The 13109-nt window shown below is 33.0% G+C and carries 11 protein-coding genes and 2 pseudogenes; 2 read left to right on the top strand and 11 right to left on the bottom strand.

Going from position 1 to position 13109, the window contains the following annotated elements; all coding sequences use genetic code 11:
* Positions 1-39 precede the first annotated feature (39 nt).
* The 8 genes from I6U48_RS10785 to I6U48_RS10750 form a co-directional block, all read right to left on the bottom strand.
* Positions 40-2004, bottom strand: a complete 1965-nt coding sequence (locus tag I6U48_RS10785) for an oxidoreductase (RefSeq protein ID WP_218320446.1) — start codon at positions 2002-2004, stop codon at positions 40-42.
* A gap of 149 nt (positions 2005-2153) precedes the next feature.
* On the bottom strand, positions 2154-2297 hold the full coding sequence (locus I6U48_RS10780; RefSeq protein WP_246615291.1) for a hypothetical protein: 144 nt from the start codon (positions 2295-2297) through the stop codon (positions 2154-2156).
* 87 nt (positions 2298-2384) lie between these two features.
* Positions 2385-3335, bottom strand: coding sequence for a 6-phosphofructokinase (pfkA, locus tag I6U48_RS10775; protein ID WP_218320444.1), 951 nt, complete (start codon positions 3333-3335; stop codon positions 2385-2387).
* 358 nt (positions 3336-3693) lie between these two features.
* Positions 3694-4656, bottom strand: coding sequence for a transketolase family protein (locus I6U48_RS10770; protein WP_218320438.1), 963 nt, complete (start codon positions 4654-4656; stop codon positions 3694-3696).
* 3 nt (positions 4657-4659) lie between these two features.
* On the bottom strand, positions 4660-5526 hold the full coding sequence (locus I6U48_RS10765; protein WP_218320435.1) for a transketolase: 867 nt from the start codon (positions 5524-5526) through the stop codon (positions 4660-4662).
* 31 nt (positions 5527-5557) lie between these two features.
* A complete protein-coding gene (locus tag I6U48_RS10760) occupies positions 5558-6601 on the bottom strand; it encodes a zinc-dependent alcohol dehydrogenase (protein ID WP_218320434.1) in 1044 nt (347 codons plus the stop codon).
* 23 nt (positions 6602-6624) lie between these two features.
* The gene (locus I6U48_RS10755) at positions 6625-7410 is read right to left on the bottom strand and encodes an SDR family oxidoreductase (RefSeq protein WP_218320433.1); all 786 of its coding nucleotides are present in this window, start codon (positions 7408-7410) and stop codon (positions 6625-6627) included.
* 18 nt (positions 7411-7428) lie between these two features.
* On the bottom strand, positions 7429-8880 hold the full coding sequence (locus I6U48_RS10750) for an MFS transporter (RefSeq protein ID WP_218320432.1): 1452 nt from the start codon (positions 8878-8880) through the stop codon (positions 7429-7431).
* A gap of 258 nt (positions 8881-9138) precedes the next feature.
* Here I6U48_RS10750 and I6U48_RS10745 point away from each other — a divergent pair, with 258 nt between their 5' ends.
* Together I6U48_RS10745 and I6U48_RS10740 are read left to right on the top strand one after the other, a co-directional pair.
* Positions 9139-10734 (top strand): helix-turn-helix domain-containing protein, encoded by a 1596-nt coding sequence (locus I6U48_RS10745; RefSeq protein WP_218320428.1) that lies wholly within the window; start codon positions 9139-9141, stop codon positions 10732-10734.
* Between the two features lie 91 nt (positions 10735-10825).
* Positions 10826-11068 (top strand): hypothetical protein, encoded by a 243-nt coding sequence (locus tag I6U48_RS10740; RefSeq protein WP_218320427.1) that lies wholly within the window; start codon positions 10826-10828, stop codon positions 11066-11068.
* A 128-nt stretch (positions 11069-11196) separates the two neighbouring features.
* On the opposite strand, the gene I6U48_RS10735 is transcribed toward I6U48_RS10740, so the two are convergent.
* The 3 genes and pseudogenes from I6U48_RS10735 to I6U48_RS29620 all read right to left on the bottom strand — a co-directional run.
* Positions 11197-12456: an MFS transporter gene (locus I6U48_RS10735; protein ID WP_218320426.1), complete on the bottom strand. Its 1260-nt coding sequence runs from the start codon at positions 12454-12456 to the stop codon at positions 11197-11199.
* A gap of 53 nt (positions 12457-12509) precedes the next feature.
* Positions 12510-12959 (bottom strand): annotated as a pseudogene (locus I6U48_RS10730) (dihydropteroate synthase); the annotation flags it as partial.
* A gap of 20 nt (positions 12960-12979) precedes the next feature.
* Positions 12980-13109, bottom strand: a pseudogene (locus I6U48_RS29620) (cobalamin-binding protein); the annotation flags it as partial.

Genomic DNA, 13109 nt, shown 5'->3' with positions numbered 1-13109 from the left:
AGAATCAACTTATGTTTTTATTATTTTATTTTTGTGTGCTTAAATCTCTGTAGCTATATCAAATGCTGTATGATTTGCTGTGTGAATTGTCATTCCTTGTCCACTTACATCTCCAACCAAATATGATTCTAGAACCATAGAAGCTAGCTTCTGTGCTTCTTCCACATGAGGTTTTACACCTAAGGCAATAACGACTGTATCACATTCCAACCCAAACCGTTTCCACTGTCTATCGATTACTTCTACGCCCTTTTCTGTAATTTTTTCTACTTTTACATTACAAACTGTTTTAATCTTATTCTCTTTACATTTATCCATTAATTGAGATTTGGTGATAAAAAACATTTTGCCACCTAATTCTTCTTGTGATACCATATCGACAACTGTAACATCTTTTCCTTCCATAGCAAGACCTAATGCACATTCCATACCGCTAAGTCCACCACCGCATACAACTACCTTCTGACCAGTTTTCACTTTCTTAGTATCTACATCTGTAACAGTTACAACATTACTTCCATCAACTCCTGAAATGTTCGGTACTAACACACTAGAACCTAAAGCTACTACTAATGCATCTGGATTTACTTCCTCTATAACTTTAGGTGTAACCTCTGTATTTAAACGAATGTCCGCACCACAATTCATAGTTGTTCTAATATCCCAATCCAAATATCTTCTCAAATCTCCTTTAAAAGGTAATGCAGATGCTTCATGGAGAAGTCCTCCAAGTTGTCCGCTCTTTTCAAATAATATTACATCATGTCCTCTTTGAATTAAGGTTTGAGTTGCCATCATACCTGCTGGACCACCACCTACTACCATAACCTTTTTCTTTACATCTGCTTTCGGTATCGTTTTGTAGCGGGATTCTCGTCCAATTATTGGGTTTACACTACAACGAATTTGTTTTCCAAAAAAAATATTACCGCAGCCTTCAATACATCTTAAGCATGGGCGAATGGTATCTTCTTGACCTCTATATGCTTTTGTAACAATATTGTTGTCTGCCATGCAAGGGCGTGCCATGCCAACGATATCTGCTTTTCCTGATGCCAGAATCTCTTCAGCCTCAGCAATTGTTGTAATTGATCCAACAGTTGTAACTGGGATATCCAAAACTTTTTTTGCTACTTCTGCATACTGTACATTATGACAATGAGGCATATAATAAGGTGGAATCGTGAATTGCTGGTATCTAGTATCAACAATTAAACCTGCTGAAATATGGGCAATATCAATATCTTTCTGAGCTACTTTTAAGAATTCAAGTACCTCATCTAAACGCTGACCTCCCTCTATAATTTCATCACCACTGATTCGATATTCAATATTAATATTTCTACCACATTTTTCACGTATTGCTTTTATAACTTGCAAAGGGAAACGCATTCTGTTTTCTAAACTTCCACCATACCAGTCTGTTCTATGGTTTACTAATGGAGATAGAAATTGACCAATTAGATTTCCATGGGCACCATGAATCATTACCATATCAAATCCTGATTTCATCAAACGTTCTGTACAATCTGCAAACCTCCAGATAATCTTATCAATTTGTGGCTGTTTTAACTCTTCTATATAACGTACGCCTGTAGGTGTCGGGAAAGAAGATGGGCCAACTGCATTGCATCCTTCTTTTAGTAAATAAGGAGCGACTCCCCTTCCGGCATGGAGTATTTCTACAGATATTTTTGCTCCATAGCGATGTACCTCGTCTGCTAACAAGCTTAGACCTGCAATATCACTGTCTCTTGTAATAGAAAGCTCACCGTAGAAATCTGCACCTGTTTCTTCATCAACTGTTGTTGCACCAATTGTTACAATAGCTGCACCAGTTCTAGCCTGTCCACCCAAGAATTCAATTAGTTCAGGTGTTACTTCTCCTGTTCTAGAATTCGCATGACAAGAAACCATTGGAGTAAATTCAATACGATTTTTAATAGTCATATTTCCTATTTTTAAAGGTTGAAAAACGTGTGGAAATTTATTAAAGTTTGACATTTTACTATCTCCTTTCAATTTAAAAGCGTATAAATTCAAATTACATTTTACTTGCCAGTAGCCGCAGCAAGCATTGCTTTTATATTTTCAAGCTTTTCTTTTATCTTATAAATATCTGTTGTTCCATCAGGTTTCATTTGTGTAATTTGTTATCTTAAGCTCTCAATAGTATATTTTTGAATAACATCCAATACTGCCTCAACTTTATCTGGCATTCTATATAAATCTCTCATGAATTTTGCCATTGAACGTCCGCCACCTAAATCGATTACTTCAAAACCATTACTTCTCATTACAGTAGTTACAATTTTTATTTGATTAAATAAAATTTATGTCAATTTTTTTATGTTTACTTAATTGAATTTAGCTTGCTAGAAATCCTATAGAAGAAACTTTAATAAATCATATTCTTTTTGTTTATCAGTATTTTTGCTATTTACTTCACTAAAACTTACATCTATTATTTTGTTATTCTTAATTCCAACGACTCTTCCTGCAAAACCTTTCATCAATAGTTCTACAGCTTTAACACCCATTTTACTTGCTAATACTCTGTCAAAAGCAGATGGATTGCCTCCTCTTTGTATAAATCCTAAAACTGTATTTCTTATACTAATTTTTAGCCTTTCTTCTATATACTTTTGAAGTTTTTTTATATCGTACATTCTTTCAGTTATTATTATTACATTATCATTTTTTCCTTTACTTATGTTTTCATATAACCTATTACATATGGTATGAAACTCTAACTTTCTTTCAGGAGTAGATATTATTTCTCCTCCTCCAGCTAAAGCTGAATATAAAGCTAAATCGCCACAATACCTTCCCATTACCTCTACAATAGTAGTTTTTTCATGGGAAGAATCTGTATCTTTTATTTTACCTATACATTCCAAAACTGTATTTAAAGTTGTATCAAAACCTATACAATAGTCTGTGTAAGCCAAATCATTATCTATAGTTCCCGGTAATCCTATAACTTTTATCCCTAGCTTACTAAGATCTTCTGCACCTCGAAAAGAACCATCACCTCCAACTACTACTAAACTATCTATTTCAAAGTTTATTAATGTTTCTAAAGCTTTTCTTCTTCCATCCTCCTCCATAAATTCTAGACATCTAGCCGTTTTTAGTATAGTTCCTCCTTTTTCTGCAATACCATCTACATCAAAACTATCTAATTTCGTTAATTCTTCTTTTATTAAACCCTTATATCCGTGTTTTATACCAAAAACTTCCATGTCATTATAATTTGCCGATTTTACTACTGCTCTTATGGCAGCATTCATTCCTGGAGCATCTCCTCCACTTGTTAAAATTCCTATTTTCATATATTTCACCTGCTTAATATAACTTTTAATAGTCTTATGCATAATTCACAGGTCTTTATTTTATCAGCTTGATAGAACTGATTTTTTTTAACAACTTAAATGTATGTCATAGGGTTTCCTCACACTTTTGTCGAATTTTTATAAGTACCATCAACTAAAAAACTTAAAAAAGTAAGAACTCTCTATGTACTAACACCAAGAAATCTTTAATATAAGCATACTTATTCCTATGCCAAATATATGACTACAGAAGGGGGCTCGCACTATAGAGAAGAACCGCCGAAAGTTAACTTTCTGGTGTATTTCTTTATAGTGCGACAGCCCCCCCTCTGCAATCATAATAAATTGCCTTGAAAAATTAAAGCATCTCTTTCACTGTTTCAGCAATGCCATGTGAATCCAGATGATAATATTGGTAAATCTCAGTATCAGAGCCAATAACACTGAACTCATCAGGTAAACCAATTCGCTTAAATTTGCAATGTATCCCCGCTTCTGCTATCACTTCAGCTACTGCACCACCAAGACCACCATTAATGCTTTGATCTTCAACTGTCACAACTAACCCAGTTTCCTTTGCAGCCTTTAAAACTATATCTATATCAAAGGGTTTAATGGTATGCATATCTATAACTCTGGCATTAACACCTGTTTCTGCCAGCTCTTTAGCTGCCATAAGAGACCAATACACACTGTTGCCTGTGCCAATTAAAGTTAAATCATTACCTTCCTTTACTGTAATTGCTTTACCAATTTTAAACTCATAATTATCATCTCTATATACATCCGGTTCTGCACCTCTTGCAATACGTATAATCATAGGGCCTTTATAAGTCATAGATTCCCTCACCAATTTCATACACTGCCCTGCATCTGCTGGAACACAGATTGTTAAGTTTGGTACTGCTCTATAAAAGGATAAATCTGCAATGACATTATGAGTAGGGCCTCCACCAGAAGTAACTCCAGAATGAGTTCCAATTAATCTTACATTTACATCATTATAAGCAATATCTGTGTGTATTTGATCTGCTGCTCTCAAAGGAAGGAATGGTCCAAATACCTGTGAGAATACAATTTTACCTGAAAGAGCTAACCCCGCAGATATACCAACCTGATTAGCTTCCGCAATACCAATATTAAAGCAGCGTTCAGGATATTTTCTAATAAATTTCCCAGTAGATGTGGATTCTGCAACATTATCAGAATAAGTAAAGGCAAAGTCTAAGCCTTCATCTGCCATTTTCATTAATTCAACGCCATAAGCCTCTCTTGCTGATGACAACATCTGATTAAAATCGAAAGTTGTTTCAACTGCCATAATTTATCTCACCTTTCTATTCTTTTCTATTGATTTTAATGCTTCGTCCAACTGCTCCTTAGCAATTCCACCCCCATGCCATACTGCATTATTCTCCATAAAGGAAACGCCACAACCCTTAGTAGTATTTGAAATAATACATATTGGCTTTCTTCTAGTTTCTGGATCTGCTGGCGGAAGCGATTGAAGTGCACTGCAAACTTCATACATGTCATTACCTTGAATCTCTATAACATCCCAACCAAAAGCCTTTATTTTGTCTCCTAAAGGATCAATATTTATTACATCCCTAGTAAAGCCAGTCATCTGCAAGCGGTTTTTATCAACAATTGCTACAAGATTCCCCAGCTGATAATGTCCTGCTGCCATAAAGGCTTCCCAATTTGAACCTTCTTGAATTTCGCCGTCACCTATAATGCAGAAAGTTCTCCAGTAAGCTTTAGACATTCTTGCTCCTAGTGCCAAACCAGTAGCTATGGATAATCCGTGACCTAAGGAACCAGTTGATGCTTCAATAGCAGGAACATATTTTCTATTAGGGTGCATACCAAATTTAGCTGTATCTAAGGTTTCAAAATGTTCTATCATATATTCCATGGTATACATACCTAAATCTGAAAATATAGTGTACAAGGTTTCACCACAATGTCCTTTACTTAAAACCAATCTATCTCTTTTTTCCCATTTAGGATCTTTAGGATCATAGTTCATATACTTATAATATAGACCGACAGCCATATCAACAATAGATAGCTCTCCTCCAAGGTGTCCCATGCCTATCTCGTAGATAAATGAGCATAACTTCTTTCGGATTTCCACTGCCTTATCTTCTAATTGTTTAACATTTTCCATATCAACATTACAATACATAATTGGCATCTCCTTTTTCTATATATAATTATTAAAAATCATTACATTTAATAAGTATTTTAGTATATTTTCCACTAACTTGAGCAGCAAAGGCTTCTTCTGCTTCATCCATAGTGAAAACCTTTTGTATAAAAGGTTTTAAATTCATTCTAGGCATAATTTCAGCAGCCCTTGGAAATGCATATGGAGCCACATTTGTTCCAGACACTGTCAGTTCCTTGCTGTACAATTTATCATATAAATTTAGCGGCATTTCATAGTCCTTTGGAAACATTGCTATATAAAGAACAGTACCTCCTTTTGCAGCTATTTCAATAGCTGCAGCACCAGCCTTTGGCGACCCTGAAGCCTCAATCACAAGATCAAAACCCAACCCACCAGTTATTTTATTGGCTTCCTCACATACATCCTGTTCTACAGGGTCTATAATATAATCAGCACCAAATTCCTTGGCAAGTTCCTGCCTTTCTTTGATAGGTTCTATTAGCGTAAGTGATGTAGCTCCAAACATTTTCATTGCTTGAAGTGATAATAAGCCTATAGGTCCACCTCCTGAAATGGCAACTCTTTGTCCAATCTTCATATTTGTTTTGTCCACAATTCTAACTGCAATTGACACAGGCTCTAAAAGGCATGCTTCTTCTAAGCTTACATTCTGTGGCATTTTAAAAACCTGAGATTCATGCCATACTACATATTCGGAAAAACCTGGCTTGTTATCTGCATGTTCACAGAACTGCTCCTGACCATTTCGGCAATAATAGCATGTACCACAGAATCTCAAAAAGTTTCCTGCAACCTTATCCCCTACTTTTAATCCTTTTTTAGTAGCCTTTTTACCAATCTCCACAATAGTACCTGAAATCTCATGGCCTAAGCCAAAGGGAGGTTCAAGACCAAAAATTCCTTCTACTAAATGTGGATCAGAACCACATATAGAACAATAAGCCACCTTTATTTTAACATCCTCATCGCCCATTTCCTGCTCAGGCATATCTATAACTTGAACACGTCCTCTTTTATTTATATCAGGATCTTTTAAACTTCCTACCTTAACACATGCAATGGTTTTCATTATTTAAAGCCTCCTATTATTTTTTATAATGTTGTCTGGAATCCACCATCAACACTGATATACCATCCATTAATATAATCTGATGCACTGCTTGCTAAAAATATGGCAGTTCCCATTAAATCATTAAGCTCACCCCAACGACCACTTGGAATTCTATTTGTAATTTTGTTATAAAAATCTTTATCAGCACGTAAATCCTTATTAACATCCGTTGCTAAAAATCCAGGGCAAATAGCATTAGTTTGAATGTTATGATGACCAACTTCATTTGCAAATACCTTTGTTAAACCAAGAATAGCATGTTTACTTGCTGTATATGGTGGACATTTTTTATCAGCAGTAAAGGATAAAGCTGAACCGATATTTATAATCTTGCCAGAGTTTTGCTTAACCATTTCCTTAACTACCCTATGGCTTAGGTAGTATACAGAGTTTAAATCAATATCAATAAGTTTTTGCCAAGCTGAATCTGGATACTCTAAAAATTCGGCAAACATACTTCCGCCTGCATTATTCACCAGGATGTCAATTTTTCCATATTCTTTCAAGCAAGTGTCAACAACCTCCTCAATATAATCCTTTTTCGTTAAATCTCCTTGCAGAAACTTAACCTTTTGACCAGTCTCTTCTATGAGTTCCTTAATCTCAGATACATCATCGGTAAAGTGAGGTATAAAAAGATCCGCACCTGCTTTTGCGAAGGCAACAGCATAAGCCATGCCAAGACCTTGATTTGCACCTGTTACCATAGCCACCTTACCTTTAAGGGAAAATGCATTCATTGAAAAATCACTAAGTTTTTTTTCCATAATAATACCTTCCTATCTTTATAATGTTATTGATTGGTCTGAAATTTCCTCGACTAACTCAACACGAGAATTTTCTTTATCATTTTTGTGTCTTATATCTAGTTCAGCCATTATACTGGCTACTCTTTCTTCTGTTAAATTGTAGAATACCATAAATATGATTAATGTAACTACACAGACAACTGCTGGCAAAATTGACGTCATAATTAAAATTCCATTTAAAGCTTCTGGAGTTTGATGTACGTTAGCAACATAACCAACCTTAGCCAATATAAATGTAGGTACAAATCCACCAATAGCTAATGAAGCCTTTAAGCCAAGAGTAATAAGTGTATATACAACTGCTGCATATCTATTACCGGTATTGTATTCTGCATATTCAACTGAATCAGGAATAATTGACCATATGCTGCCCATTAATATACCATATCCAAATGAAGCTACTGATTTAAAAATCATCATTGCTGCTATTTGGGAAACAGGTATAATGTATAAAACTCCTGATCCGATGGCACCTAAAAGTAAACCAAGTGCAACAGTATTCTTTTTCTTAATACGTCTAAACATCATAGGTACAAAAGGAACTGCTATAACAGAAGGCAAAACGTTTAAAATTGAAAATAACGCAACTAAGTCTTTTCTATTTACGTTATAATTCATATAATAAATTCCTGAAGCTGATTGTATGGATGAAAATGCATAGACACCCATAAATAATAGGAATAATACAACACCTGGCTGATTATGTGTAATCTGTTCAACCCATCCTTTAAAACTAACTGGATCTAAATGGGATTTTACTCTGATACGTTCATGAAGAGTGGTATAGCTATAAATTAAAATAGAAGTAGTTATAATAGAAAGTAAGATAACTGTCATTTGGTAACCCTTTGCCACATTGTCTCCACCGAAAAATTGTGACAAAACAGGAATAAATACAGCAACTATAACACCACCAAACTGAGCAAACATCATTCTTATGGAATTTAATCTAGTCCTCTCCATAGGATCTGCTGTCATAACAGTAGTACAGGATACATATGGATTAATAATAAAAGTATATAATGTCATCAGCAAATTGTAGGTAAAATAAGCCCATATTAATTTACCAGTGTGTCCAAAATTAGGAACTGTATAAGTTAAAGCGCCTGCAATTCCAAAAGGGATAGCTCCATATAAAAGGTAGCTTTTATACTTACCTCGTTTTGGATTCAATCTTTCTGTAATAATTCCCATAGCAGGGTCCCATATCATGTCCCATGCTCTTGAAACAAGAAACATAACAGAAACTTCTACAGCAGTCAATCCATATACATCGGTATAGTAGAACATTAAAAACATTAAAATTGACTGAAAAACTAAATTCATACCACCATCTACAAGAGAATATCCAATTACCTCTTTGTTTCCAAGCTTATAAAAGCCAGGATTAACGCCGCTTTTTTCATATAAGTTTATTTCTTTTGGCACAATTCCATCAACTCCCTTTTCACTTCTTGTTACTAATTTTATATTATTTATTTTTAACTTACGTGTGTTTTTCTTATGAAAACGTGTACTTTTTTATATTAATTTAGTTATTTGTGATTTTTTAATTTATTCCTTTAAGCCTATATTTATTTCATATTTTTTCCAAATAATATTTACAAAATTTTATTATACATATACAATAAAACCATAATAACAAATCTCTGTAAGTAATTTAGATAGTTTGGAGGTATTATGTAAATGTTTTCAAAAGTTATCTTATATGCAGATGATAAGATTACTAATATGATATGTAACTTCTATAGGACAACCAACAGTGATTTTTCTATTTTTTATGTTGCTGATTCTTATGAAAACAGTGTTAAAAAAGCAGTAGAACTTAATGCTCAAGCTATAATTCTTGAACTCAAGCATCCTGTATATAAAGTTCATAATTTTTTCTACGATTTGGCAGTATCCAATATATATCCTATACTCATAATCTTCAATGTTGTTTCTGAAAATCAAATTGTTTATTCAATTACAAGCTATAAAGACAACTCTTATATTGATAAAATAAAAAGCTTTTTCACTGAAGCGTTAATTGAAAACTATACCTGCCATTTTAACTATATCGGCGAAGAAATCGATTATAATTTGGTAATGAACTTTAGAATAAGTAAATTAGAAAAAACTGAATATTTAAAAGATATTTTACGAGGAGTAATTAAACGAGAATTTTTATATTATAAAAGAAAAGTAAACCTAAATCTAAATGATCACGGTTATTATGTATATATTTGCAATCTTATGGAAATTGAATATTCAGATCACTATTTAAATAAAAATATTTATTATTTAAACGGAGAAGAGTTTATCAAAGAATGTGAAGAAGTACTTAATGAATATAGTGGTGGAGAAGTTTTTTATATTAATCCTAATATTTTATGTATAATTATTAATGATTTTAGTTGTACAAGTATTGCTGTGAAACAAAATAAACTTTTTGAACTCACAAGAAAATTAAATAACGTGACAAATTCTAAAACAGCCTTTAGATATATGAGCAGTTATATCAAAGATATTGAAAATATAAGAGATGCCTATGAAGGTTTCCATTGTTTAAAAACCTACAATTTTTTCTGTGCTGAAGCTAAGCTGCTCACTCAGGAATACATCAATTCAATAAAAAAAGAAATAGACTATACTTTAATAGACGAAACTCTAAAAGAAATAAAAGAACTTATAAATTATGATATCTTTAATTCTAAATTGAATAAATTTATACAGGAATTATTTTTGAATGTTGTAAAATTCACCCTTGATTATAATCTTTATTATTATTGTCATGCTTCCTTGTCCTCCACATTAGTTGACAAATATGGCAGTCTATATAAAAAGATTTTACCAGAAAGTTCCCCTTACAGAAAGGTATTCTCAACCTCTATAGAAGATAAATGTTGTGAGTTTATCCATTCTGTGGATCAGCTTAAAGCTGAACTTTCTAACAAATATATGATAAAAAATTCTATGGTTATTCAAGCATTAGATTTTATACATATTCACTATATGGAAGACATTACTGTGAACCTTATTTCCTCTAGTTTAAATATTAGCAACTCCTATTTAAGTCAAATATTTAAAAATGAAATTGGTATAAGCATTATAAAATATATTATTACTTACAGAATAGAAAAAGCTAAAGAGTTTTTTTCTTCAAGTGACGAACTAATTTACAGTATTGCAGAAAAAGTAGGCTTTTCTGATGAAAAACATTTTTCTAAAACCTTTAAAAAAATCACCGGACTGACTCCTATGCAGTATAAAAAACAAAATACAAAAGTTAAGTATGTCTAAAAACAAAAGACTAACACAACTTTACAAGTAATTTAAAACTACAAAAATACAACATACCAAATGGGGCTGTTTTAAAACTAAGTTAGTTTTATTGACTAAGGACTGTAAATTCAAATGCTCTAATCAAATTAATCTATCTTATTTTACGAGGTCAGGAAAAATAGGATTTGTAGATTGTCAAGCACTTTTCATTATAAATCAACAATTAGACAGGTATTTAAGCAAAATTTCAGGATTTGAATTGATTTCTAAAAGATTAAGCAAAAGAGATGCTGAACAAAAAGCTGCAATAGATAAATTTAGTGAGAAATCATATTTTAACAAAGTAGCTTAATGGAAATTAAAAATTTTTATTAAGCTACTTTTATAATTCATCCTACAAATAGCACCTTAGTAGAAAACCCTAATTTATTTCGTCGGAATCATGTTAATTACTGTACTAAAGAAGCTAATAAAGTGATTTTATTTACACAGCTCTTCTCCAGATACATGATATGCTTTTTTCTTTATAACTCTAAGCAGCAGTATTGAAACTACTAGACCAATTACTTCTATCACAAAAAGAAATATAAAAATATACTTATATCCTAACTGCCCTGGGTATTTGTCCAACCAGTTACCCATAAGGCTATATATAAATGCATCTGGGATATATCCAATAAGTGATGCAAAACCAGCTGCCGCTCCAGCTACAGAAATAGAAATTTTCACTTCATCTACTGTGGCAAAATAAATCCCCCTCATTCCATAGGCTACAAAGCCTAAAGCTAACATGTTCACTATTACAATTGGAAGGAGAGCTTTATTACCAGGGAGTACCATGAATATTACTAAACAAATAATCATTATAATATATCCTACAAACATTACCTTAGCAGAAGACCCTACTTTGTCAGCTATGAATCCAAAAGCAGCTCCTCCAGCCATTTGAAGCACGTAAGAACGAATTATCCCAAGTAAAGCTCCGATTGCTACCGAAGCACCATAAATAGTAGTTACATAAGGAGTTAGATAAGTTTGCCCACAATATACAGAATAAGTTGTAAATATTAATAATGCGATTAACCAAACCCTAGTATCTTTTACCACCAAGATTGTATCCTTCAGTACTGAACTTGACTTTTCTTCTTTCTTGGAGTCTTCCAATACAAACCAGGTAATTATACCTACTGCTATTGAAAGGCCAGCATACAAATTAATAACCCATGCCAATCCAAAAGTACTCTGACCCATTTTGGCAAATATACTTAGAATAGCTAGGCCAGCTAATGTTGATACTAATCCTCTGCCTCCTTCAAGAAGACCATATAATCTTCCCTGTTCTGAACTGTCCCCTAGCATTCTGACTGCTTTTATTAATGCAGCCCAATAGGTAAAAATAGTGACACATCCCCAAAATGCATGTAGTACTATACACATTCTGTAAGATGGGAATGTAGAAAAATAAAAGCCGCCTAAACCAGTAGCCACAAATGAAAAGGCTAGCATTTTTCTACAGGAAAAACGATCAGCAAGCCATCCCCCTGGAAAATAGCAAATCATTGCGACAATTCCATAGACACTTGATAGGTTTCCAAATTGCATGTTTGTTAGACCTAGAGCTTTTTGCATTGGAATATAGTAAGCAAATCTTAAAAATGGCAATTGATATATGATGCCACCGCCTAAACATAATATGCTTAACATAATCCATCTCTTGAAAGAATGTTTTTTACTATCCAATTTTATTCACCCTTTCTTTATATTAATATATCTAGCAAATTGCATACCATTTATTAAAACTCAAATTTTTTCTTTCTATATGCTTTTAAATATTTCATACAAGACTTATCTCTTGCAGCTAATGTTTCAGCAACAATAATATTTGCCATCATTTTTTTGTCTAATGGATTTATCATCAAACCATCAAGTCCTTTAGCTATTGCCATTACTGCAAATATACTATTCATATATTTTCTATCAGGTAAACCAAAGGAAATATTGGATAGCCCACACATGAAATGAACTTCTGGAAAAGTATTTATTATCTCCTCAACCGCATCAATAAACTCAATTCCAAAAGTATCATTAGTCCCAATAGACTGAACTAGTGGATCAAGAAAAATATTATCAGTTTTTACTCCATTTCTCACCAAATCATTTACCAACTTATCTGCAATTTCTACGCTTTCATTTCTTGTTTGAGGCATTCCTTTATCACTCATACATAAAACAACAACCTTTAAATATTTATAAGGCTTAAGAATTAAGCTAATGCCATAAATTTCTTAACCAATTCTACACATCCAGGGGCATCATCACTATATCCATCAGCACCAATCTTATCTGCATATTCTTGAGATACAGGTGCTCCCCCTACTAATACTTTTGTATTT

The organism is Clostridium thailandense (assembly GCF_019207025.1).
Lineage (GTDB): Bacteria > Bacillota > Clostridia > Clostridiales > Clostridiaceae > Clostridium_AM > Clostridium_AM thailandense.
This window is presented reverse-complemented; position numbering and strand designations above follow the sequence as displayed.

Coding starts and splice junctions, on each gene's coding strand:
- I6U48_RS10785 (WP_218320446.1), bottom strand. CDS start 2,004: ATGTCAAACTTTAATAAATTTCCACACGTTTTTCAACCTTTAAAAATA.
- I6U48_RS10755 (WP_218320433.1), bottom strand. CDS start 7,410: ATGGAAAAAAAACTTAGTGATTTTTCAATGAATGCATTTTCCCTTAAA.
- pfkA (WP_218320444.1), bottom strand. CDS start 3,335: ATGAAAATAGGAATTTTAACAAGTGGAGGAGATGCTCCAGGAATGAAT.
- I6U48_RS10780 (WP_246615291.1), bottom strand. CDS start 2,297: ATGAGAAGTAATGGTTTTGAAGTAATCGATTTAGGTGGCGGACGTTCA.
- I6U48_RS10745 (WP_218320428.1), top strand. CDS start 9,139: ATGTTTTCAAAAGTTATCTTATATGCAGATGATAAGATTACTAATATG.
- I6U48_RS10760 (WP_218320434.1), bottom strand. CDS start 6,601: ATGAAAACCATTGCATGTGTTAAGGTAGGAAGTTTAAAAGATCCTGAT.
- I6U48_RS10765 (WP_218320435.1), bottom strand. CDS start 5,526: ATGTATTGTAATGTTGATATGGAAAATGTTAAACAATTAGAAGATAAG.
- I6U48_RS10770 (WP_218320438.1), bottom strand. CDS start 4,656: ATGGCAGTTGAAACAACTTTCGATTTTAATCAGATGTTGTCATCAGCA.